This is a genomic window from Mucilaginibacter phenanthrenivorans (assembly GCF_024721155.1).
Classification (GTDB): Bacteria; Bacteroidota; Bacteroidia; order Sphingobacteriales; family Sphingobacteriaceae; genus Mucilaginibacter; species Mucilaginibacter phenanthrenivorans.
Genome location: NZ_JAHVAP010000010.1, coordinates 41,472 through 66,588, shown reverse-complemented (window position 1 = coordinate 66,588; position 25,117 = coordinate 41,472). Strand labels below are relative to the sequence as shown.

The 25,117-nt window shown below is 44.6% G+C and carries 18 protein-coding genes; 2 read left to right on the top strand and 16 right to left on the bottom strand.

The window, feature by feature from the left end:
* The first annotated feature begins 5 nt into the window (after nucleotides 1–5).
* Both KXD93_RS22375 and KXD93_RS22370 read left to right on the top strand, forming a co-directional pair.
* Nucleotides 6–560: a hypothetical protein gene (locus tag KXD93_RS22375; RefSeq protein ID WP_258139602.1), complete on the top strand. Its 555-nt coding sequence runs from the start codon at nucleotides 6–8 to the stop codon at nucleotides 558–560.
* On the top strand, nucleotides 557–2,536 hold the full coding sequence (locus KXD93_RS22370; protein WP_258139601.1) for a KAP family P-loop NTPase fold protein: 1,980 nt from the start codon (nucleotides 557–559) through the stop codon (nucleotides 2,534–2,536). Before KXD93_RS22375 ends, KXD93_RS22370 begins: the two co-directional genes overlap by 4 nt.
* 14 nt (nucleotides 2,537–2,550) lie before the next feature.
* Here KXD93_RS22370 and KXD93_RS22365 read toward each other — a convergent pair whose 3' ends face one another.
* From KXD93_RS22365 to KXD93_RS22290, 16 genes are all read right to left on the bottom strand, one after another.
* Entirely contained in the window at nucleotides 2,551–2,769 is a 219-nt protein-coding gene (locus KXD93_RS22365; RefSeq protein ID WP_258139600.1) for a hypothetical protein, read from the bottom strand.
* 6 nt (nucleotides 2,770–2,775) lie between these two features.
* A complete protein-coding gene (locus KXD93_RS22360; RefSeq protein ID WP_258139599.1) occupies nucleotides 2,776–3,498 on the bottom strand; it encodes a hypothetical protein in 723 nt (240 codons plus the stop codon).
* Nucleotides 3,495–5,666 carry a hypothetical protein gene (locus tag KXD93_RS22355; protein WP_258139598.1) on the bottom strand — a complete coding sequence of 724 codons (2,172 nt, stop codon included), beginning with the start codon at nucleotides 5,664–5,666 and terminating at the stop codon, nucleotides 3,495–3,497. The genes KXD93_RS22360 and KXD93_RS22355 overlap by 4 nt, the downstream gene beginning before the upstream one ends.
* A gap of 481 nt (nucleotides 5,667–6,147) precedes the next feature.
* The gene (locus tag KXD93_RS22350; RefSeq protein WP_258139597.1) at nucleotides 6,148–7,416 is read right to left on the bottom strand and encodes a PDDEXK-like family protein; all 1,269 of its coding nucleotides are present in this window, start codon (nucleotides 7,414–7,416) and stop codon (nucleotides 6,148–6,150) included.
* A 158-nt stretch (nucleotides 7,417–7,574) separates the two neighbouring features.
* Nucleotides 7,575–7,802, bottom strand: a complete 228-nt coding sequence (locus tag KXD93_RS22345; RefSeq protein WP_258139596.1) for a hypothetical protein — start codon at nucleotides 7,800–7,802, stop codon at nucleotides 7,575–7,577.
* A 579-nt stretch (nucleotides 7,803–8,381) separates the two neighbouring features.
* Nucleotides 8,382–8,633, bottom strand: coding sequence for a hypothetical protein (locus KXD93_RS22340; RefSeq protein WP_258139595.1), 252 nt, complete (start codon nucleotides 8,631–8,633; stop codon nucleotides 8,382–8,384).
* Complete coding sequence (locus KXD93_RS22335; protein ID WP_258139594.1) at nucleotides 8,630–10,771, bottom strand: DEAD/DEAH box helicase; 2,142 nt, start codon at nucleotides 10,769–10,771, stop codon at nucleotides 8,630–8,632. The genes KXD93_RS22340 and KXD93_RS22335 overlap by 4 nt, the downstream gene beginning before the upstream one ends.
* 1 nt (nucleotide 10,772) lies before the next feature.
* On the bottom strand, nucleotides 10,773–12,086 hold the full coding sequence (locus KXD93_RS22330) for an ATP-binding protein (RefSeq protein ID WP_258139593.1): 1,314 nt from the start codon (nucleotides 12,084–12,086) through the stop codon (nucleotides 10,773–10,775).
* Nucleotides 12,083–14,176, bottom strand: coding sequence for a tellurite resistance TerB C-terminal domain-containing protein (locus KXD93_RS22325; protein WP_258139592.1), 2,094 nt, complete (start codon nucleotides 14,174–14,176; stop codon nucleotides 12,083–12,085). The genes KXD93_RS22330 and KXD93_RS22325 overlap by 4 nt, the downstream gene beginning before the upstream one ends.
* Nucleotides 14,177–14,218: 42 nt before the next feature.
* A complete protein-coding gene (locus KXD93_RS22320) occupies nucleotides 14,219–17,608 on the bottom strand; it encodes a TM0106 family RecB-like putative nuclease (protein WP_258139591.1) in 3,390 nt (1,129 codons plus the stop codon).
* Complete coding sequence (locus tag KXD93_RS22315; protein ID WP_258139590.1) at nucleotides 17,605–18,048, bottom strand: hypothetical protein; 444 nt, start codon at nucleotides 18,046–18,048, stop codon at nucleotides 17,605–17,607. The genes KXD93_RS22320 and KXD93_RS22315 overlap by 4 nt, the downstream gene beginning before the upstream one ends.
* Complete coding sequence (locus KXD93_RS22310) at nucleotides 18,017–18,601, bottom strand: hypothetical protein (RefSeq protein WP_258139589.1); 585 nt, start codon at nucleotides 18,599–18,601, stop codon at nucleotides 18,017–18,019. The genes KXD93_RS22315 and KXD93_RS22310 overlap by 32 nt, the downstream gene beginning before the upstream one ends.
* Nucleotides 18,602–18,610: 9 nt before the next feature.
* Nucleotides 18,611–19,150 (bottom strand): hypothetical protein, encoded by a 540-nt coding sequence (locus tag KXD93_RS22305; protein ID WP_258139588.1) that lies wholly within the window; start codon nucleotides 19,148–19,150, stop codon nucleotides 18,611–18,613.
* A gap of 76 nt (nucleotides 19,151–19,226) precedes the next feature.
* Nucleotides 19,227–20,843 (bottom strand): hypothetical protein, encoded by a 1,617-nt coding sequence (locus KXD93_RS22300; protein ID WP_258139587.1) that lies wholly within the window; start codon nucleotides 20,841–20,843, stop codon nucleotides 19,227–19,229.
* On the bottom strand, nucleotides 20,833–21,639 hold the full coding sequence (locus KXD93_RS22295; RefSeq protein ID WP_258139586.1) for a hypothetical protein: 807 nt from the start codon (nucleotides 21,637–21,639) through the stop codon (nucleotides 20,833–20,835). The genes KXD93_RS22300 and KXD93_RS22295 overlap by 11 nt, the downstream gene beginning before the upstream one ends.
* A complete protein-coding gene (locus tag KXD93_RS22290) occupies nucleotides 21,636–25,115 on the bottom strand; it encodes a cell division protein FtsA (protein WP_258139585.1) in 3,480 nt (1,159 codons plus the stop codon). The genes KXD93_RS22295 and KXD93_RS22290 overlap by 4 nt, the downstream gene beginning before the upstream one ends.
* Nucleotides 25,116–25,117 lie beyond the last annotated feature (2 nt).

Here is a 25,117-nt window from a genome sequence, read left to right as displayed (position 1 = left end):
CTACCTTGAAACCGTCTATCAGTGATTATTTCTATACCATCATGGGAAGCGTGCTTGTCGGCGTACTCTGCGCGGTTGCGCTTTTCATGTTTACCTATAAAGGCCCTGCCCGCCTTGACGGGATATTATGCAACCTGATGGCCGTGTTCGCACTCGGAGTCGCATTCTTCCCCTGCAATGTGAGTGATGGTAATTATGCGTGTAATATCATTTGCCGACCGCCGGACGATCTCCGGAATACCGTCCACTATAGTTCAGCAACAGGCTTGTTTCTTGTACAGGCCGTTATGTCCCTCTGGCTTTTCCGCCGGACAGATAAAGCCGACCCCGGTAAACAAAAGCGGTCGCGCAATAGCGTGTACCTGGTATGCGGCATCATCATGGTCGTTGCCATGGCAGGCATCCTGTCGCTTAAGGTTTTTCACCTGGAAAAAAAGCTGGCTCACTTCCGTCCTACCTACTGGCTTGAGCTCATAACGCTATGGGCATTTGGTATCTCATGGCTCGTGAAAGGCGAAATCGTATTACAGGATACCCCCCCGATCAAACATTCCAAATGATGCAAGAATCAAACAGCTTTTCTGAAAAATCGCCGAAAAGGTCAAAAAAGGCGGCACCATCGATCTCCCCTCCTGCCTGGGACGCCGGCCTGTCCGATGCGGTCAAGGGAGTGGTAAAACGATTAGGTGAAAAGAGCGCAGTAAGCGCCGTTCAGATGGCGGCGGAACTGCTCAAATACCGCACCGTTTATGCCAATAAAAAAGGCAGCCAGAAACTCCAGGTATTAAACACTTACGCGGTTGACCGGGAATTTAAGCGTTCAGAGCTGGATACCCCGCTGAATTGGCTTGACCGGCTCAGGGAGCTTTATCAACCAGACATCAAGGTTTTTCATGGCAAGCTGATGATGATTGGGTTAGCGATGTTGGACGAAACACTCAAAAGCTTACTGGTACGGGATAATTTTCTGGACGAGTTGATCCCGGAGGTTACAGGTGGGATAACGCGCCTTTTATCCAGGCAAGGACAAACCCTGTACAATAAGCTGATTGTTGATGAAGGCGCCAAAGACAACGATTACCTGGAAAGTTCAGACGATAATCCGATTGTCAGCCAGGACGGCGACTTTCTGGACCGGTATTATTTCGCCGAGTTCATCGTCAAAATCCTGGATGGAACAAAACTGACACACGGCGCTTTTGCTATTCATTTATATGCTCCGTGGGGCGCCGGAAAATCATCCTTTATGAATTTCATGAAGGACTCCTTTAACAAGATACCGGCTATAGCGGACCAGAAGCAATGGTACTGCATCGATTTTAACGCATGGCAAAACCAGGGCATGCCCTATCCCTGGTGGACATTCATGAACAACCTGCACCAGGACCTTAAAAAACAATTGCCCTGGACATTCCGGGTAAAAGAATGGTTCTGGCGGTTTAAGGCACGCCGGCTGCACCAGGCCATTTCCCTATTCGTCATTGCCTACCTGTTGTTTTTATACGGGCAAACCAAACACGCGGACAACGACAAATGGCTGGAAAACATCAGCAAGTTCCTCGGTGCCCTCGTCGCGATTTGGGGCGTATCGATCAGCCTTTCGCAAAGCTTATTTATCAAATCAAAAAAGGCCGTGCAGGATTACCTGGAGAGCAGGGACAACCCGATGGTCGAGTTTAAAAACAAATTCAAAAAACTGGTCGAAGCTGCTGCGCCGGGGAGGATCGTTATCTTCATCGACGATCTGGATCGCTGTAAAAGCAACTACGTCGTCGAATTACTTGAAAACATCCAGACCATTTTCAAAGAGGCGAACGTGGTATTCGTGATCGCGGCCGACAAAGTGCACGCCAGCTATGAAGTGGAGTACGATAAAATCAAGAACTTTATCCACGTCGAGGGCAAAGCCATCGGCCCGTTGTTCATCGAAAAAATGTTCCAGCTATCCGTTGCGCTGCCGGGTGTTCCCGAGGCCATCAAGGAAAAGTGCTGGAATGCCATGCTTGGTATCCGGGATACCCCGGCTGCAGATCCCGGCCAGGAAGAACAGCAGGCTCCCGCTTCAAAATCAACCGTGAAGGAAACCGCTTTTAACAAAGAGCACCAATCCAGGCTCAAGTCGCTTGAAACACTTGCCCAGCAGCAAACAGTCAAACAGACCGAGCACTTTTTAAAATCCTACGGAAAATTTCTGGACGTGAACCCGAGGAACATGAAGCGCCTGTTGAATAATTACCTGGTAAACAAAGCCGCGTCGCTCATATCGCACATTGACATACCAAGGCACCAGCTTGTTCTTTACACCATCTTAAGCATCCAATGGCCCGACCTGACAGAATACCTGCTGCAGGCACCGGAAATAATCACTACCCACGGGACAGACCTGCCTACCGCCATTGCATCACTGCTCTCGCAACCCGAGGTCAGCGCAGTTATCAAAGGCAAGGGATTCCAGGAAGGGCTTACTATAGCCACCCTGAAAAATTGCAGCATATTGTTTAGCTGCACAGGTTATTCGATAAACACCACGCTCTAAGACCCGGGAATATCTTAGCAGTCGTGGTAGCCAAATGGGCACGGAACACTATCAGGAAGCATAATTTGATCGTCGCCCGCATCCGAGCAGCAGGTGTGCGTACCTTGTCCAAAGGTTGCCAGGCCCAGGGTGGAAAGTTTCATACCGGAAAGCGTACTGCTGTTAGCGATATGATCCTTGATTTTACCCACAAGGTCATTAAGTTCATTTTGTTGTAATTCCTCGTTTTCCATATTTAATTATTTAGTGATAAAAATTCGTGTCGTTCCGAGGACTGGTTTGCCGTCAGCATCAGTTGAGGTAGCCGTAAAAGTAAGGTAACCCGTATAGGGTGTATTGATCGGCGCATATCGCAGTTTCACTTGTCCGTTAGCATCGGTGTTTCCCGTCGAAATGTTGTTAAGAAATGTTCCTACCATAGTGCCCAGGTTGTCAGTAGCCGTGAAAGTAACAGTAGTGCCGACCGATGGTACGCCGCCGCTGGCTGTGCCCAGGGTCGCAGTAACTAATGTTTCGCTCCTGTTGTCATTCTTGACAGAAAAAGAATCAACTGCAACCGTAACTTTGCTGGGAAATGCAGTTGTAAAGGTAACAGACGGTGTTTTTAATGCCGTGATATTTTGAATCTTTGCGGTAACGGTTGCTTTTCCCGCCTTTACGCTGGTTAACTTTGCGCTGCATTGAAAATTGGCGTCGGCGACAACGGCGATACTGTCTGAACCGCCTTTGAACGTCCCCATCGTAGTCTTAAAGACGATGGTCCTTTTGCCCGCATCCGCCTTTTTGTCCAGCACTTCCGCATTAACCACATAAGAACCTGACCCGTCCGCAGCGGTGGTGCTGTCACTCGAGCTGATAGCGATCAGCCCCATGGGCGTGATGTCATCATACTTTTTCGGGTTAAAACAGGCGCTGTAAAAAAGCGCAGCTGCCAGTAGTGCATATATTGATTTTTTCATCATTTAAATAGTTTACTGATTCCACCGAATAACGTCTGCAGGTCAAGGTCTAGCGACAACCCGATGAAGGGTGAAAACCCGAGCGGCTGGTTGGTTTCCAGAGGATTTTTATTAATGGTTTTAAACCACACGGTACCGGCAGTAACGCGGAACGAATTATTTATCCGGAAACCAAAGCCGGTAAGCAAGTTTTGATTGCCGAAAAGGTCGGCCCGCCTATTAGGAATAGCCAGCGATGTCAAAGTCAGCCCTGCCGAAAAAGACAGATAGTACCAGATATCCTTATAATGGACCAGCCGCATCGGGATATTTTTGTTGATCGATCTGAAATCGACCTCAAACCCCAGGTACGGTGCCAGGTCGGAGAAATGGAAAACCTTGTCTCCGGTAAAAACGCCGATGAAACCAAAATCAGGGACGATCCTGAGCTTGTAGGTCGACATAAAATCCAGCGTTTCTGTAGAAACCAGCGTGTTCCGCTCCTCCAGTATAGGAAACAGTTTATCGTATGCGGCAGTTATTTTGGCGGTAAGCTTATTGATATTGTCCACTGCATCACTTTCTGCCTGCAAATCAGCACGATAGCTCATAGCCTGCGTATAAATGGCGTTATAGCTGGCATTACCAGGTTCCAGTGCGATGATGTTACGGAGAAAGTCATTGAGCAGTTGAAGCTGTCCAAGGGTAAATTTCAGGTTCGCGGCCCTGGCAGTATAGTCCCCGTTTTTTGCAGGAGTTGCTAAAAGATCCTTACTCGACAACAAGCCCGAACGCATAGATTCCAGTTGGGCGGGCGTCGCGACATTTAAGAGACTGATGATATGCAGCAGGTCGTTCGCCTGCGTCAGATCCCTGATGCCCTTATTTGAGCACGGGCAAAGTACCGCCTGGCTCATGACCTGCTTAAGGTCGTCCTGCGGCCATACTTTATAGACATTAGTTGTTGCCAGTGAACTTACAGACTTATCCATATCCTGGTAAAGTCTGACCGTATTTTTTTTAACTGCTATCGTTTCATTGTTAGGCGCCGCAGGGTTGACAGTGGCACTAAGTTCCTTGCCGCCGTTTTTTTCCTCAAGATCCATTAACTTAAAAAATGACACCGGTTCCTTTGTAACACCATGGGTGCCGAGATCATCAAACTCTTCATAACAGAAGAAATAAACCTCGTACCTGCTATCCGTGTGGAATTTGACCGGGTTACCGTCAACATCATTTAACGGAACCTTTACCCCACCGACCATAACGCTGTCAGATAATGTTAAGCTTTCGGGATCACTTTTAGGTATTGCCTCGACATACCTTTGCGGATCGACAGCCATTGCGTTGCCGAGATTTAAAGCAGTGGCCGACCCGGTTGGCTTAAAGAAAATACGATACCTTCTGAAAAACGAGTATTGCGCAGTGGTCGCCAACTTGTGGGGTAGTTTTTTTGCATCCAGCAGGGCAGTCACTACTGCCGTCGGCGGGCTTATATCCTGGTTATAAACCAGCGTATCATGCGCGAGAAAATCGACGATTTTTTGCGGGGTCACGTTATAGTTCAACCCGTTTCCCTTGATGTCATTACCGACGATCATCTGGTGCAATTTTTGGTTGATTGCATTGTTTGCCGCCTGATCTGGCGGGAACGCAGCAGTCCTGAAAACTATCTCGCCGCTGGAATACAGCGCCTTCAAAGAATTCACATTGTCAGTAATCAGTATAATCTTGTAGTCCCGGTTAGGCGTTAACGGCGGCACATGCATCATGACATCCGTCGTCGTACCCCTGTTGTAACAGATGATCGTACTAAAGAGCCGGTTGATCTTATTGGCACGAAACAGCTCATACGTAAAAGCTTTCTTAAAAGCCCGTCTTTTTTTCGGGTCAGGTTGCACAGTTTTTAAATACGTATGGTAATCCCGGCGGGTAGGATCGAGGTTACCAAAACGATCGACGGGATTAACGGCAAAATAGCGCGGTTGAATATTGCCCTTCAGTGTGATCTTAAGCACAAAACATTCATCGAAGGGCATCGGCGTGGTCGGTGAATAAAAAACCGTGTCCAGCGCTGATCCCGGGCCTTCCGGACACGGAGCCTTATCCATTATCGTATACTGTGCACTTGCCTTTTGAAGGGCGCAGCCGCATATCGAAAAAATCAAAATAAATCGCAGGATGTACTTCATCGTTTAGGTATTACTTATTCATACTTTATCAAATCACCCTGAAACCGGTATATCCGAAATGCATCTTAAAAAACGGAAGAAGACAATGGTATATGATAATCCGGTTTAGGAATTATTTCAATAAAGCTAAAAAATAAAATCTGAAATAAAAAAGGCGTTTTTACGGTATTTTATCAAAAAGGATTAAGGCGCATTTTTAAACCGCTTAAAATTTGTTTTGAATATTGCGTTTGGCTTCCGCGCGGTGCAAATTAAGTTTATTACTTATTGCCCTTAATGGAGTTCAGCATATTGCGCTTTATTTCCGAAAATGCCTCCTGACGGTCTTCGCCCAGCAGGCTTATCATATGAAGGCTTTTTCGGGCAGGATGCCGCTTTTTACCAGGTTGTTATCACCAACAAGCGCGGACTCGTTACTTCCGATACAAACAAGGTTAGGAAGTAATAATGGATTCATAGGCAAGCATGCGCATCTAGGCTATCACAAGGCTCCCTTTTTAAGGGCATCAAGAAATTGCCGGACAAAGTTATTTAGTGCCTGATCAACCAATGCCATTGTTGGATAAATTGGCCCAATCGTAAAACGTTTGCTGTATCCATTATATCCATAGCCTATTTCGTCGTCAAATTTTTGTTCCCACCCTATCCTGTTAAGTTCCAGGGTCAGTGCGAGCCTTCCATTTAAAGATTGTTCAGAAGTATTCCAAAACATTAGTGCTGCGTTGCCATTTTCTTCAAACCAAATATCAAGTTTTAAAATATTTGAACTGACCTGATAATTATCTAATAAGTAATAGTTGCTTTTATACCTGATTTGTTTTACAAATGGCGTGAAATTATCACCTAAAACAGCAGCAAATTTATCAGCCCTGTATGAAGGAAGTCGATTTTTCATTTCTACTATGTTGTTGATATTTTCAAATGCGTTTTCATTTGAAAGAAGACGGTAGAAATCTTCCATTACCTGAATATCCATATTTTTATTTGCGAGATTTTTTAATAAACTAATGTATTGGTAAATAAAGGTGTAGCTGTCCTGTCTAATATGATCGTCCAGACAATTTTTAAGCCAACCCGTGACAAGATCGTCCGGCATTCCGGTAAACACGCCAATATTGCGGACTAAGTGGTCGATTTTGGAGGAAGTTTTGGGTGCAAGTTTAAACCCGTCCAGCGAGAGATAAATAATTAGCTCAACGTGATAGCCAATTTGTTCATGTGAATATTGATAATACCGGTCGATTTGTTCGACCATATCCGGAGCGTTATTGACTTTATTTTCTATTATGATTGCCTTTCGTGATACTTCATCCCTTATCCAAATATCTAACCTGCCTTGTTCCCGGATCACAGTGGTATTCTCAAAATCACCTTTCCTGATATTTATGCCGGACAGACCGTGTAGATAGTTAATAAACTGCCTCATAAACCGATCCTGTTCCTGATGAACTGCATTCTTATCAAGTAGCGTAGCAATTATATCTGAATGAAAGTTCTCCAGGTGGCTAGTGTACGAGGATATTGTAAATAGGTTAAAGGCAGCCTTTTGTCTGGCCTTTTGAACTATCGAATAGTTCTCAAGAATAGACCGCATACTTGAGTTATATAATATATCAAATTCCATGAGATAAGATTTGGTTAACTTGCTGCAATTAGAACCAACGGCATTCCGTAAATTTACAGATTTTATTTTGTCATTTGCATTTTTTGGGTATGACTCCTGGTGAGCTTCTAGATTTATTGATATCATAAACCATCGGCGCAAAGCCAAGCAGCACGGCTACGTTGCCTATTTTGCACTGGGAATTATTTTTTTATCATTTAAAAAAAACCTCAAATCTTTCGATTTAAGGTTTTCAAAAAGGAGCAGAAATTTATCTACTCCCTGACAATTACACGAAATTCAAACTAACAAGGATCAACCCGCCAATGAGCAGGCTCTTTCCTGTTTTGTAAGTGACGTTGTCTTGCGACATGGACAGGCTTATGCCCGTTGTCGCATGCGTAAGTTTTTGCTTTTTCCTGGGTGGAGAATTCTCCGCCGGTTTCTTTCTCGTTTACAATTACAACGTAATGAGATGTGGCGGCGTGTTCGCTTGACGCGTGAGGCCTGTGTTCTACGTAAGATGCTGCCATGATTTAAATGTATTTATAATTAATTGAACAAATGTAACGGCTAGCGGGTTCAGCTTTTTACGGCTTTCCGTAGTGGGAAATATAATTTGCTTACTATATTTCATTAACATTTCACAAAAAATACAAATCAAACAAGACCATTGCACAGAACTGATTTAACTTGGTTTGTCAACCTATATTCGGATTCAGTTTCAACATTAAAATGATATAAGATATTTTAGCTATTGAAGTGATTAAGTGGCTGAACAGTAAGGAATATCGATTATTTTAAGATACGAATCGCTTTATTTCCTATCGGTAACAATTCCTAGTCCCGGCACGTATTTCTTAAAGTTATTTGGCCATCTTGAATTTAACGGCCAGGAAAAGAGAAATAATAGTGAGATATCTATAGAACGCATAAAAAACCCTGACTGCCTTGGTATTTATATAATGTAGATAAAGCATTGCGCTTGGGTATTGCTGCCTTTTAGTTCTGTAGTATTTTGACCGATTCCTTTTAAGTGAAAAAGACATTTTAAACTTTGGCACCTAGATGTTCACGTTCATAATATTCAGGATCCAGATTTAACTTAATCATCATCTATAGCAAAGTTTACAAGGTTTATATCCGGCACTGATTGCATACGATTTGCTCACCTTAACAATGGTATGCCTGCAATGCGCTAATCCCTTACAAATGCGGGTGTGGTACGCGTAGGCCGCGGAACTTTGACAGATAAAAACAGAATCAGTTCTTGGCTTTAAATTGATCTCATTTGTATGCTCATGACATGACGCTACGCCAACCTGCAGCAAAATGGCGACGATCAGTTTAAAAAGCGTTTTCATGATTGATGATCCATATGCCTGACTAATCTGACATCGGCTAAAAACTGTCCCGCACCATCGAAATCATAACGAGTCGCCTTTAGCAGTTCTTTTTGCAACACAGGTGGCAGATAGACGCCCCATTTAGAATTCACCATGCCGTCTGAATTAGCAGCAATAGCCTCGGCCAGGTAGATATCGACCTGGGCTAAACTGGCCAGGGCAGTTATCAAAGTCTTTTCCGCAGTTTTAAAATCACAACTGAAGTGGAAGGTACTGTCTTCTTCCACCAAAGTGATAATGAACCCCGGTTTCATCTGCTGCAAGACAAAGGCCATCGCGCGGTTGACACCAGAACCCTGGAAAGTATAAACTATGCAGCTACCTTCTTTCTCAGTGACCGGCCGGTCAAACTTTAAATCCTCTATAGCATATTTGCCGAACATTTTGCGGTATTCTGCCAATACATCTGCCGCGCTTTTATCCAGTTCAGTCCAAACGGATCCGGTCATCAGCAATTCAAGCATGCGTTCCCTGACCCGCACATTGACATCCATACCGCCACCGGAAAATTTTGGCTTCTTACCATCCTTAGCCGGTATTACCGTGATTTTTTTCGTTTTCTCGTCAATATCGACGACTTTCCAGATCCGGGCCGCCAGGAAAATATTCTCATCAACAACGATGATCGATGTTAAGGGAATTTCGCCAATGGGTTTATCGGCATGTACCACTTTATAGTTCGGATCGGTCTTAAAAACCGCGTAGAAATCACGGGCATTGACCATTCGCTCCCCTTCTACCCCAATGATCAGTTCCCCGCCAATGAGTTCCAGTATATCCAATTGTAGCAGGTGTTTAATGATAGCAGTAACAGCCGCAGGTTTGATCTCGGCAAAAGCATAGTTGCACGACATCCTTTCCTGCAAGGTGTCGAATGTGCAGCCGCTAAGTTGTTTCACAGTCGACAAGATCTGGTGAAGCAATAGGTCATAAGCGGATCGATTATTTCCTACAGGCTCAACAAATTTTTCCCGGTAAAGTGAAAAGCAGGCCAGCGACTGGATGAGGCTCCATGGCCCCGTTGCGTAGAACAATAACATGCTGGTCATCCCGTCCTTTCTGCCGCTTCGGCCGACCCGCTGGATCAGCGAAGCGATGGAACTTGTGGCATCGACCTGGACGACTTTATCTACTGAGCCGATGTCAATACCAAGCTCTAAGGTCGAAGTGCAGGAGATCGCAAATGGATAGCGCTGGTTGCTCTTGGCAAATTGCTCGACGTACTCCCTTACCTCCCGGTCAACGGAAGAATGGTGTGAAAAATAGTTATGATGACCGCCGACACGTTCTGAAATTTTGTTCAGTTTAACGGCGATCTCTTCTGCCCTGCCCCTGCTGTTTGGAAAGATCAGCACTTTATTATCCTTGGTATTTGTATAAAGATCTTTGAGAAGGTCAAGTGGCAATTCGGCACCTTCGTCTGGAAAATACTTAAACTCGGCATCGATCTCTTTTCCAGTGGGGTCACGTAAAACCGTAGTATTAGCGGCATCACCGGTCATCTGTTTGACTGCGGCATGATCGCCTATTGTAGCTGATAAACCGACCACCTTGAATTTGCAATTCGCGGTCAGGCGCAGCCTGCTGAGCAATGACTGTAACTGAACGCCCCTATCTGTTCCGAGGAAAGAGTGGATCTCATCGATCACCACATAATCCAGTGAGCCGAACAAGTGCGAAATATTTTGTGGAGCATTGCAAAACATAGCTTCCAAAGATTCTGGCGTGATCAGCAATACTCCTTCCGGATCGCGGATCAGTTTTTCTTTCAGCGAACGTTTTGCCTCGCCGTGCCATTTAGTTACTGGTACATCGAGGTAAACACAAAGTTCCTCTATCCGGGCGAACTGGTCGTTGATCAGCGCTATCAGAGGTGAAATGTAGAGTACTTTGACTCCGGGCGTTTTAAAACTGACACGCGATAAAATAGGCAGAAACGCAGCTTCGGTTTTGCCGGAAGCCGTGCGCGATTCCAGGATATAATTACGGTCATCCGCTAAGATATGCCGGATCGCTGCGGCTTGTATGGAACGCAGGGATTCCCAGCCTTTGTTGCGGATATAGCGCCTGATCGGTTCTGCCAGCAAGTCGTACATGCTATAATTCCTCTATATCCTCCAATAATAGTTCCTTCGGCCTTTCGTCTTTGACCTGCAAGCTGGCAAACATTTTTTTCTTATCGGCCTCCGGGTATTGACGGATTAAGCTCAGGATACCTAAAAAATCACGGATCACTTCGCGGGGCAATAAAAACTCAGCGGCCCCCGGTTTATTATAGAGTTCTTCCATGAACAGGCGGATCTCTTCATCCGAGAGGGCCACTTGCACGGAGTAATTGACGTTAAAGATCTCCCGGAGCATCTGAAGGAGTACGAATACCTGGTTAAAATCCAATGGCCGGAGCTTGATCACCGGCTGGGCGAAATCACGATATTCCGAGCTTTCAAAGCGGTTGGTTTCCAGCCTGGAGCGAAGCGCACGATAACTGAAAAACCCGCGGCGTTCGTTTTCCAGTACTTCATTCGTCCCCGCAAAATTGATAAAAAGATTGCCGACTTTGCCTTGGAAACAATCATTGTAGATCATCAGAATCTTTTCATAATTTTTTTCACGCATCGCGGCGGTGCCAATTTTGTACAAATTGATCGCCTCATCCAGGTTGATCATAAAGCCGCTATAACCCATGCTCACAAAAAACTTGCAAAAGTTTTTTAGCATATCATAATAATTCAGGTCGTCGATGATCTCGCGAACACCCAGGTCTTGCCGGGCTTCTGTTTTGGTGGTATATTCCCCTTTGAGCCAGCGTAATGCGTTAAGCCGCAGCTGGTCATCCTGTCGAACGTAGCCTTCATAATACTTTAACACCACCAGCCCGAAGTCAAATCCGCCTACTTCGCTGATCTCCTGGACCGCTTTGGAGATATTGGCCTGTACCAAAGGCAAATGTTCCTGTTCCCGTATCAGGTGAAGCGGAATATCGTTTTCAGTGGCTGTTTTGGTTAGTACTTGTTCTATCCATTTTTCCAGCAATGTAGGCAAAGCGCCACCTTCCGGTTTGGTTTGTATGGAAATATTGTCCATGATCGCCTTATAAAGCGCCCGTCCCTTACCATCATTGGCATACAGTCGGTTATCCGGTGTGAAATCGGCACTGGCAACCACGAATTTGGCCTTTAACGCCACCGTGTTTAACACATGCATCATAAAGGACTTACCGGAGCCAAAATCACCGATCCAGAACTTGACCATGCTGTGTCCGTTCTTGACATCTTCCAGGGCCTGAACGAAAGCATCCACTTCGGCTTTACGGCCAACAACGATATGTTGCACCCCCACTTTGGGCACCACCCCACTGGAAAGCGAATTGATGATCGCGGTGGCTTCTTTTGGTTTTAAATTGGTAATCATTCAGGGTATATTTTTCTAAAATAATCAGGGTCAATGGTATATTCTTCTTCGCTTTCTTCGATGAGTACATCATCCAGAACATCAATGCAAGCATCGTTAATGCTTTCGATCAGTTGATTTTTAAAAGCGCCATGCTGCTGGACAAAGTTGTTAACGGCATCAGGCGGAAGCTTGAAATTATTGGATTCAAATAAAGTTAAAAGGGATATTTGCAAAACGTTAAGGAAGGACGCTTCTGCAACCGCATCGGTTTGTATTGTCATGGTAGCGCTAGGTGAATCTGTTTCATAGGCAGCTGGTTCCAGTTCATCTTCTTCTTCTTTCAAATATTTATTCAGGACAGTAACGGTGCCTGATAGCTCCTGTCCGGCGAGTTTAATGGCGCTGTCATCCAGGGTGATCCTTTTGCGTTTGGGTTCATAGAAAACAGCGACCTTTTTAAGGGATTGTTTAATGTCATTTAATACGATCAATTCGTCTACAATGGTGTGAAATTCAGCTTGTTGTTCCGCCGTTTTAAATAATTGCTTTTGGATGGTTTTATTAAATGGCTTGTTATCGATGCGCGCTGATTTTTGATCAAACTTGATGTAATACAAATACATCCCCAGCGCCTCAACTTTATCGACCTGCGCCATAAACTTTGCCGCTTCGTAATAGATATTTTCTACCGAAGGGTTTTTCTTGTTCAACTTAGCCAGGTGGTGGATTTCTTTAACTATCGTTTTTGTATCACGGTTAGTACCGTTGATAATCCGTTCAAACTGATGTTTCCACCTGGTGGAGTTTTTTTGATTTAATTCTATTTCTGTGTCTTCATCCGGTGGTGGTATATTTGGAATTAGTTCAAGTATGACTTCGTTAAGCGTGGGTTCGGTGTAACGCTTGAATAATTCTACAGCTTCCTGACTGCGGGTGTTGAATGCGGGAGAAATACTTCGCCCACTTTCCCAGGCTTCACGCATCGCGCTCTCCGCTTTCTTGTAAACGGTGTAGTAAAGGTCTGCCTCGGTAGATTCCTTTACCTGGCTATGGTCATAATACCCCCATTGGCTAGGTTGGTTCATTGAAAATCTATAGGCGGCATTTTTGATATCTTCCAGCCGCTGCTGCAGACCGACCGGCTCGTTTGCAAAACGCCGTACCATTTTTTTTATGGCGCCCAGATAAAGGTTGATCACGGCAATGGAACATCCTTCAATGCCATTGAAGGCATTGGTGTAATGCATGAACTTATTCAACCATATAACTTCCTGTGGACTTAAGTTTAATTTTGCTTTATATTTTGTACCGAGTTTATAATCATCCGGATTATATGCCTGGTACACTTGACTCGTGCTGCTGGTGAAATTGGTTGGGGTAGTAAAGCCAACGGATATCCCCAAGTTGAGCTTAACATCTCCGGGAACAACGTCGATCACGTTAGGTGTCTTGGAAACTTCGACAGGAACCTGTATGGGAGGAATGAGATTAGCTGCGGCCACCGAATCAACTATCTCATTGATCTTGACTGGGACAGGGTTAATTAAAGGCGCTCTCTTTTCCTCACGGTAAGCCTTGATCAATGACGCTAACAACGCCCTGATATGTTCATCGTCAAATTTGCCCGCCTTAATGAGCGCATATGTACCCAAATGCAGCGCGTCATAAATATATGGAAGCCTACGGCGCAATTGGCCATCAGGCCCATAATTTAACGTAGTGGAGGTATTGATAAAACTGTATAATAAGTCGCGTAAATCAATCTGTAGCATAGATTGATAAATCAGTGCAATCCGTAACCGGATTTCAGGATTAGTAGCAATGGTAAAATGGGTAGCCTTATTACGCAATAACTCCTCCCATTCCCAGCCAAAATGTTTAGCTGCAAGGTCGGCAGCGACAGCGTTCGGACTTGATGGTGCTGCGGCGGTTGGTGGTGTTTTTGAAGGAGTAAGGATATTGGGACTTTGTGTTTGAAAACTGGGGCTTTGTTTTGAGTTTTGTTGCAAGGGCTTAGGCTTTGTATAAACCGGCACTTTTTTAGCGGGTGTTTTCTTTCTAAATATCACCACCAACAGCACGAAAATGAAAAATAAAACTAGGGCCATATAATAAGAAAGTAAAGACTAATATAATAAAATTCGGTGATTTTAATTTATAGTAATGATTTGTGCCATTTCCAGGTATCGGCAGTAGGCGTTAGCAAGTCGGATCTGTGCGGGACTTTTACAATCAGGTTCAAAAAGTTTTGGACTGGCAACGATAATACAAGCTGTTTTAGCCCTGGAAACAGCAACGTTAAGACGATTAAGACTGTAAAGAAAGTCCATGCCACGCGGAGCGTTTTCAGGACTGGAAGTTGCCATTGAAAAAATGATGATTGGTGACTCCTGACCCTGGAATTTATCAACTGTGCCAGTTTCTACGGTCCCGTTTAGGATTGCGTTGATTTCTTGTACTTGTGAATTGTAAGGTGAGATGATCTTGATGTCCCCGGTATCAACGGTCTTAGTTTTTTCGTCGCGATCTGTCCAGTTGGTTTGTCCATTTGTAAGCAAACTCACGAGTTTTTTAACCGCTTCCGCTTCCTGTCTGGACGCGCTTTGGTTACCTTCATGCGGAACCGGCAGAAACCATAAACCTGCGCCATTAATAATCGGCCCCATCAACACCTGTTTCTCAAGTCCTCCCGCCGATATTAAGCGATTTTCGTAAAATAGCTCGGAGATGAAGCTGCAGACATTAGGGTGCATCCGCCAGGTTTGTTCAAGGAAGATGCCTCGATCTGCGGTAATCGTTTGGTGCTCTTGTAGGATATGTTCTAATGATGATACTTCACTGCCTTCAGGGTGGCTGCCTTGTTGGGGTTGCTTGAGTTGTTGCGGATCGCCGAGCAGAACAAGATTGTCTGAGCCTTGCGCCGCAGCTACGGTGTCAATCAGCGATAATTGTCCTGCTTCATCGACGAAAAGAATATCGACTAGCTCATAACTCGATTCATTGGCCCAAAGCCAAGCTGTGCCACCGGCAACTTGAACCCGATTTTGCGAAAGAGCGTTCCAAACCTCATCATTTTTCGTCGTTTCAATGATGCCGGCAGTAGGCTCACCCAGTGTTGTGACTTTATGCAGGCAGGTCAGGCTTACGCCTTCTTTTTGAGCCGCTTCAACAGTTTTTTCCAGCAAATTCCTGATCACTTTGTGGCTCATAGCGGTGATGCCAACCTTTTTGCCTGCTTTAACTGCCTCGATGATCATATTTGAAGCGGTATAACTCTTGCCGGCACCTGGAGGGCCTTGAATCGGCAATACACCGCCCTTCAGCATATGAATACCTCCCAGCGCAGCGGCGAATGGTTCCTTTCCCCAATCAATGCCAGCCCGGACTCTTGGGGCTTCCCTTAACAAAAGATCACGCGCGGCGCGGTATTCTGGGAATGTAGCTTCAATGCCATATAACAAAATCCATTGAGATAAGCGGATAATCGCTTTTTGTTTTTCGGAAGCATTCAGAATATCAATAGAGAAAACAGCGGAAGAGTGAATGTCTTTGATACTAGGTCCTTTCAATATCGAAACGATGCCTTGTTCTTTGTCTATGGCGAAAATCGTGCCCCACTTTTGTTGGTTTTGAAGTTTCAGTTCGGCGCCAGCTCTTAATTCACATTCTTGGAATGGGAAACGATATTGGTCTACAAAACTCTTTTTCTCCGGTCTGCGTGATCCAGGTATGAGTTGCAGGTATGCAATTGCAGCCTTTTCTTCCAAAAGCTCATCTTCCGGCATTTCAACCAGTCGATAGTATTCCCACCATTTGGATTTGTCTTCCCTTCGATAGTAATCCAGCATACCGCCTAATATCCAACGCGCTTGCTGGGCGGCGCTGCGCGCTTCCTTTTCAAGCGGCACACCGGCCATAAGCTGGTCGAAGATAGCTTTGACCATCAAATCATGGACTGTCAGTGCTTCGCTGGCTGTACCGCTGGCTGGCAGCGGTCTCGGGATCACTTGTCCTTCATCTATTAACTGTTTACGTAATTTTTCCAGCCAGTTGCGCAAATGAGCGGTGGCAAAGCAATCGTCCGCGTTATAGTATCCAATAACGGATTTAAGTTCATCAGGTAAGCTATCCTGCGCGGTTCGTTCTAATATGCGTTCTGCAGTTCTTAGGGCTTCTGCGGCATCCCGTAATTCAACCTTTCGGATAAAACCATAAAATATTTCCAACTCTTTGAGTGAGTAACGTTCGATACCAGCACGGAGACTTTGCTTGGTGATGGTATATAGATCGACGAATACGCCTGCCCGAAGGAGCTGGTCCATTTCAGTCTCACGGGTCAAATACTTACCCATTAGGCGTTTTAACGCGCCGGGCTCATAGGCGGTATAATGATAAACATGCATGTCCGGATGCTCTCGCCACCGCTGCATAACGGAATCGACAAATCGTTCGAAACTGACTTTTTCCTGTTCGGCATCGAAAGACCAGGAGGAGTGATAAATGTCATCGGTAACCCAGCCAAACAAATACTCCAAGCCGGCCAAGCCGACAAATGGATCACCTTCCAAATCAAAAAATATATCACCGACATCAGGTGCAGGTAGTTTACAAAACCCTGCATCAGCCGAAATCGCCAATGTTTCAAAATAGGGTGCTTTTGTTTGACGAGCGGTTAATTGAACGCGGGCTTGTTCCCGTAATTTCACATAAGTATCGATTGCGCCACGTGTGGGACGGTTTTGTAAGGGGAGCGATAATTGGGCCAGGGTTTCAAGGGTATCCACTCCCCAATGTTTGATTTCAGCTGTGTGTAACATGCTCACTCCTGCGACCAGGGACAAATGATCGTCTGCCCTGCGGCGGTTATTACATTCGCGCCACCAGGAACAGACATCGCAATGACTCACCGGGTCAGGGTAAAAAGCGCTTATTTCAGCATCAGCTACTGTTTCGGACATTCTTTCACAAACCAGCCGGAAATAGGCCATAAAATCATCACACCTGTAGTGTTGCGGGTCAGTAGAGGTCGCCGGGGTCGCGACATGCATCAATTCTGGCATGGTGCCTTGAATTTCAGCTATTAGTTGGGTGTAAAGTGCTAGTTGCAACATCGTGCCGGCTCTCGTTTCCCTCGCGAGTTTAGTATCCAGAACTTCGTAACTATAATCACCTAGTTGACTTGGCCGGGGTACCTTGATCAAAAAATCAGCCCTACCGCCCCATTTGCCTGATCGTAGCTCTGCCTGGTAGATTGCTGGTGCCCCATTTTTCATCGCTTGAATTGTCCTTGATAAAGCAGTACCTTCCGTCCCTTGCTGGGGATTGGTTATGGGGATGCCCTTAATGCGTAGCGCCTCGATATATGAATGTTCGAACTCTTGGCCCCGTTCCTGCAAGATTTGTAGAGAGGGGTCGCGGTACTGCTGCTGATCAATCAAACCTCTAGCAGCCTTTGCATTCAATACAGTCAGGTACTTACAGGCCAAATGATTCGAAACATCACTCGCCGAAAAAGTAATATCATCGTTTACTAGTTTCATGGTGCTTTATCGTTTGCCAAATACTGATCGATCTCACCACGTAACCGTTGTTTTTGTTGTACTAAAGCAGTGAATTCCGCATGGTCGCGATCGTAATTATTAAGCCCTGCTTGTCGCGCCTCAGGATCACTTCGCTCAGACGATAAAGAATCCAGTCGAAGCTGATCATAGACAGTCACAATACGGCTATTAGTTGCTGCTAAAGAACGTTGCATTTCATCAAGCCAATCGGTCTTCATTTTTTCAAGATGCAGGGCGCGACGTTCAGCGTCACGGGCACGTTGACTGGTTCGCTCATTTTGCTTATACTGCACAAAATTGAAGCAGACCGAACTGAGCAGCGCAAGGATGGCGATGATGATTGCCGGTTTCAGCCATTCATTTTCCTTTTTTTCTTTCGCGAGTGCCTCACTCACTGTTTGCTTCCGTTGTTTTGTCATCGATATTTGTTTTCCAGTTATGGATAGCTTCATTATTGAATCTGATGGCATCCCGCAAATCAGCGAGTTGATTATCTATTACTCTTATTTGGGTCGCCAGTTTTTCACGCTTGCCTTCCAAAAATTGCAAACTGTTTCTGATATCTTTGATCAGCTTCTCGTTGTCCGGAACCTGGCCGTACAGCCATATTCCGCCCCGGTGCCAAAGTTGGTTCCAGCGGTCGCTGTCTCTTAAGTTCTGCAAATAATCTTTAACGATTTCGGAGGTTGACTTGTCAAAGTCTCTGATGTACGCGACGGCATCGGGAAAATTTGTGAGTATAGAATCGACTTGGTGCCCGATCAATGTGGTTGATAAATATAAATCTTCCTTTTGATCACTCAATTTGTCAATCGTTCGGAGCTTTTGACTATTTTCATTTTTTTTCTTTGACACCAATTCGCTCAAGCTATCGATTTGACGCTGGAGCACCTGTTTCCGTGACGGACCGCAGCCACAGGACGAGAAGTAAATCATCGATGCAATAAAACAAATGGTATATACAGCTCGCATGACTAAGTTTTATAATGTAGTGAAATCCCCTATTTTCGGGACAATCTGGATCAGTATTCGTTGGTTCTTTTCTTCTACCGGATCACGTCCGACGCCACCAAGTCCCGAACCGGATATTTGTAACTCACAGACCGCCGGGTCGAATTTGATGTGATGCCTGATCCACAGTACTCGGATGGATTGTGCGCGGTCATAGCTCAACTGGAAATTTTTTATGTATTGATCTGTTGACGACATGCCTTCCACAATCACGATGTACCGGGTATCTTCCGTGCCCGTAAGCTTGTGTAGCTTTTCGATCAGGTTACTGATAGAAAGTCCTGCACCGACCAAGTAAGTGGTGTCTTCTGCACTGATGACCGATTTCTCGGATGCATAATGTATGTTCCGGGATAGCTGGTAGCGTTTATACACGGCATCATAGCGGAAATAATTTTTATCGAGGGCTTTTACCGCAGCTGTAATCTGTTTGATTTTGCTTAGTTGTCGTTCTGTTACACGCTGCTGGTTCTTCATTTTAATATAAGTCAGCACATAGAGTACTAACATGATAAAGAATAAGCTGGTCATTAAGTCTGTGAAACTTGGCCAAAAAAAACCGTCTTGACTTTTCTTTTTCATATGATCAGTTTTGTCTGCGGAATAGTCTTTTTACAGCGCCGCCAATTCCAGAATTTTTGTCTTCCACCCAATCGGCATGTACCTGTTCAATCAGGTTTATAGCGGAACCCATGTTGACATTTAGTTCCTGGAGCAGGCTGGTCGTCTGCGTTTGGAAAACTGCGTTTTCGTTAAATATGGCTACACCTTTGCTGATTTCAGTCAGTTCGGATAACTGCTTCAATTCTCCCAGCGTGTTCAAAGATTTTAAACTACTAAGCTCGTCAAGGCGTTGCAAGCTTGCCAACCGCTCTAGCTGATCAAGCTGTTTTAAAAACTCCAGGTTGGAGAGGCTTGTACGGCTGTCCGCAAGCGCGGCTTTTAAAGCCAGCAGTTCTTCCGTGGTATGCAGCTTGAGATTCTGGCCTGTTTGTTTAAAATGCTCCTGTAATTCGCGAAATAGATTAGCAATATAAACGGAGGCATCACCAACTGCGGTGACGACAAGGTCTTTGTGTTCTGATAACGTAGCAAAATGATCCCCTAAAAACCGCAATAATTGCTCGCTGGTATTCAGCCTGTCCTGTAAGTTGTTCGCGATATGCTCAAAGTTTGAGGAACGGTTCATTAAATCGGTTACACGTTCCGATAAATCTTTGGAGGTTGCTACAAAATCGTTCAAGTGGGCCATACCCGTATTAAATCTTTCAAATTCCTTGACCGACTTATCCACTTCCCTGAACATATCCAGGTTAAAGCGGGATAGTTTCACCATATCCAGGTTATTTATTTCCCGCAAGATATTTTCCTGCATGACGAGCGCTTCATAATTTTGCTTGAAGATGCCGGAAAGCCTTTGAAGGTTACTGGCAAATTCATCATTAAACCGCAAAAGGTTATGTTGTAAAGAGTTAAGCGAAGAACCAATGCTTTGGTTCATGGCAGGCAGTAAAGCAGTCTGCACAAATGAATAAAAGGTATTTTTACGTTTTTCAACTTTGTTCCTCGATCCTTTAAATACCCAGCCGGAACATATGATCGTCAATCCCAGCCCGAAAAAACTGGCGATCATTGCTATTTTCACGCCGCCGATCAGCATGGTGATCCCTTGGTTTAACAGCACATCTTTTCCCGTTGGATCTACGGCCAAATCCAGGCTGGGCATCTTAAATAGTCCGATGATGATTCCTATCATCGTCGACATCAAGCCCAAATACAAGGGTACGGAAATCGTTTGATTGATATCTTCTTCAGATGAATCTATATTGCGTTCCGCGATGTCCTTGATCAGGTGAAAATCGGCCGCTGCCATATTATTATGCAGCAAATAGCGATTGGTAGCTGCCAGTATGTTTTTCAGCGTAGCTGACGCGCCTTTACAGCCAATCAGATTTACCGTTGCCGGAACGTTATCGTCCAGAAGATTTCGCTCCTGTGGTTCCATATCATCTGCATAAAAGTCTTCCGACTCGGATTCGAGGATCAGGTTTTCCGTTACTTCTACCGGAATTAAGCGAAAAATCGCATTCGCCGCGATGATATGTTCATAGACAAAAATCTTCTTGATGTTCCAAAAAAACACGCCAAATTGAAAGATAAGAAAAAAGGCAAGGAGCAGATACTCTACAGATTCACTGTTCATAATAAATTTTAGCTTTTTTGGTCACGATCCACTTATCATCTAATAATTCGGCAATTCCTTCATTTCCCAGTGGCGTTCTTACTTTTTTTGCACTCATATGATAGGCATTTGCGGAGTCACACACCGGGTCGATATTCCTATCTGAGTACTGCAACGCAAGTTTTATTGAAGCCTCCCTTTCATCAATCTTAAAAATAGCCTTATTGGGCGCCGTCTTTTTGAACCAGTATATAGAAGCTCCTGGTCTATAGTTGGGTTGGGCCGAGCTAACGTTAAAGCTGCCCTCCGAGTTTGGTGTAGATAAATAAAACACCTCTTCGGCAGGTGGTGCTTCCTGATGAGGTTGTGGCTGGTTAACGGGAGCCGACGTAACAGACTGAGGTTCACTGCTAATGATAACAGACCCTTCTATTTGCTGCGAAATTGGGCTCGGTTTAAGCGCCCGTAATTGGACGTAAATATCCGCGATCTGGTTTTTAAGATGTTTGATAGCCGCGTTATTATCGAAATTGCCAAATGAAGACTCGTTCGGTTGTCCCAATGAAGTCACTTTCCAATCAACGTCTTTTATACGGTCCTTTAATTTCTGATAACTTTCATCTTGTAATCTTTGTAATTTTTGTATTAAATATATTCTGACGAACAAAATGACTACTAGTAGCAGACATAAATACGGCAAGAAATAAGCGGCCAATTGCATTACGTCATCTGAGCCATTCGATTTAACGTTACTTTGGGCCGGCGCAGCCAACGCACACAATAGCATTGCGCTGGTTGCAGTGATCTCCTTTTTCATTTCAGACTGCTTAAGTAATTAGTCATGTTATAAATCACACCGATAAGCGGCAGGAAAAACAGGCTTTCTTCCAGTATCTTGTCTTTGTCTTCATCCGCATCCAGGTTCATGTTGAACTGAATACCATCCGCGAGGTAATCCGCAAGAGAATCATCAGCATGCGTTTTGAAATAGTTGAACGACCGCGTAGATACACTGAATTTATCAAAGAAAAACCCATCATCATTCAAGTGAATAAAAATGTCGTTAAAACGTTCCACTTCTTCAACTACAGCTACCCTAATACCGTCATTAACCTGATCATAACGAAGCTTATCCACAGATGGGCCGTTTTCACTATAATTCAATACGCGTTTTACATCCTCTAATTCGAATTCTGAAGTTTGCCCCATACTCAACAAGCCACCTTTACTCGTCGCTTCCTTCGGGATTTTGGAATCCGTTATGATTTTGATCTTATCCTGTATAGGAGATCCATAAACGAATGAGAAGATTTTTGAAGCTAACTGCTCGATATATGACATTTCCGGCGAAAGGATGTTCAGGACTTTGGAGCCGGTGCCGCTCATGAAGACATAGGTCGGCATTTCGACCCCACAGGTTTTCGTCCAGGCTGCAACATGGTAAATGATAGCCGAATAAAAATACAGGAATACGATCTTAAGTTCATCATCATTGTTGAGCATCAAGTCATAGGAAAACAAGTTCTTATCCGCGATCTTCGGGTTACTTTCAAGTGAGAATAGAAATGCATTAATGTCAGCAGATTTGCCCCGCATGCATACCTGTTCCAACGCGGTCAGCACCTTCGAATACCTGCTGTTTGCACCCAGTTCCTTTTTAAAATGCGGAAGATGTTTGCCCAACATGCCCAGATCATCTTTCCGAAGTGACAGGAAGGCATCGCCGAATAAGGTATTGGCAGCGAATTTGAACGAGGTCAAAAACAGCGGCGCGTTATTTTTGAAAATCACGACATCGGAAGTCCCGCCACCAATATCGATCGATACCGCTGGTGTATGGTTGCCGCCCGGAATGATATTTGAAAATTTATAATAATAAAATGGCGCCAGTGATTCCGGCATCGAAAATACTTCTATTCCACCTGGGAAATAAGTTTCGACGGTTCTTTCCCATAGCTGCTTTAACGTTGCCACTCTGCTCGGTTGCATGCTCGTCGGATAAAACCAAGTGATTTTTGTTTCATTTAACCGGCCTTTGTTGATCAGAATTTTATTTCTGATAAGGAAAAGGAGTTCTTCAAAATAGGCTTTGATTTTATTAAAGTTTTCTGTGTTGTGTTTTGACCATTTGAGGTCGGTTTCAAAGTCACTATTGAAACGAAAATCATTTTTTTCGTAGATAAAAGGGATATTATAATCGGCCAGCGCAGCAGTTTCGTTACTGGCCAGATTGGGCGTTATAGCCAGCACTGTCCGATGCGGAAAACTAAATTCGGAATGCGGCCGCCCAATAGTGAAAGGAACAAACTCTTCATTGATCGACTCGCGGATTGCGATGGCTCCACTGCCGGAAAAGTCCTCACTCGTGGCATCAGGATCAAAAAGCGTCGCGATTTGTATTTCATCTGCACCAATGTTGAATGGCTTTGGAACAGGGTTTTTTGAAGTGCGGTATTCAATATGCGTGTTGGTTGTTCCAAAATCGATCGCGAAGTTATAGCTGGTATTGCCTTGGTGAAAAGGCTCCCAGTCAGGGATGATCAAACCACTCGCTGTATTTGATTTCAGGCTAACGAAATCAAATTCGTCATTGACGATGTAGTATTTCGTTCCTACATCATGTACTTGCTTATTACTGCGGATCTTTTCCCGGTTGTCAACTAAACGATAACCATTCGCTGTATCGGTATAAAACTCCAGGCGGTAATCGGAACCTGCATAATGATTTTGCGTATTTCGGTCTACCAATTGCACACGATATAATGCCGACAACTCGGAAATGCGCGTCCTGAGAAAAGGAAATAAGGTAAAGCCGATTTCGTGTTCCTGTATGACGCCGCGGTTCGCTTCTTCTAATTGCGCCGTCGTGGTTTGATTTTCCACATCGTAATAGGTACGTTCGATTGGAACGTATTCGCCATTATCCAGCGGTATGTGTAGTTTAACATTTACCGCACCAACTGTTTGTAAAATTTCGATTTTGGGTGTTTTCGGATCGCCCGATTTCAATTGATCTATGGTGAAGTAGTCGAAGAATTTCAGTTTTAAAGGAATAAGGTAGCCCTTGTTGGAGGCGCCAGCTTCGGCGTGATAATTCCCGTTAAAAAACCGTTTGCTAATCGGGTAAACAACCCTGATTAATACAGGCTCTAACAAATCACCCACAACTAAATGCGGATAAACGACACCTGAGCCAGGCAGAGGACGATCGTTAACAGGCAACTGATAAGCATTTGGCACTTTTAAATCATTACTCCAGGGTGCATCCAAATATTGATGCGCTGCACTTAAGTCGTTTCTAAGGATCAGCGTAGGGTTGGTCTCGTCCTGTTTTGCTGAAAGAATCCGCAGATCAGATGTTCTTGCCATTGCTTTAATGGCATCTGTCCGCGCCTGTTGCTCCGCATTAATTGCCTTTTGCTCGATCTCGGGATTCAACATCAGCAACGGCAAGTTTTTATCAACCGCATCGAATATCTTAAAACCGGCAATGCTGGTGTATTGCATTTCGGCGGTTGTCGGATTATTTTCGATCTCGTTGATCATCTGGAAGATGCGCTTTGCCGTGTCGTTATTTAAGAACTTTAGACATGCTTTACTTTTTGACACATAAACGGATAACCAAGACATCCTCTCTGTTAGTACAGGATACTTCCTGAAATAAAAATGGACAAACCGCTGGAATTTTTGTGAACGCATATACAACGGGCGGGGTTCGCTAAAAAACAGTTGCCCGCCTATTCGAATCTCCAGTTCCTTCAAACCATTTTCTCCGGGACAAAATAGGGTCAGTGGCGAGGTCGAACCAATGACAGTATATTTATACTTAATGATGTATAAATTGGCTGTCAGATCGAAATTGTATACCCTTGCGTCCTGTTGGATAAATAGCTGCAATGCATCGCCGAAATCATTTGTTTCCGGATTGGTGATCAGCGTGTTTACATCATTCACCAAATTCCAGGGGATGATCTTTAAATCATTGCTAATGGCCGAGTAGTTAAAAAACAACTCAAGGAAATCCAGCGTAAAAGACACCAAGCGCTCGTCTTCGGCGCTCGCAATCACTTCACCGTCTGCTTCCGACATCTGGAGCCTGCCCGTACGGTTGATGTGCTCAAAAGCTATGCGCACCAAATCAAACCGCGCAAACGGACTTGGTATGGCCGTAGGCAACTCGACCTGACCGCCACCCTCGGGATCTTTTATCTTTTCGATAATATTATCATCGTAAATGACAGAGTTGAACCAGTGTCTGCCGTCCTGTCCGGAAAAACCAAATATTTCACTCATAA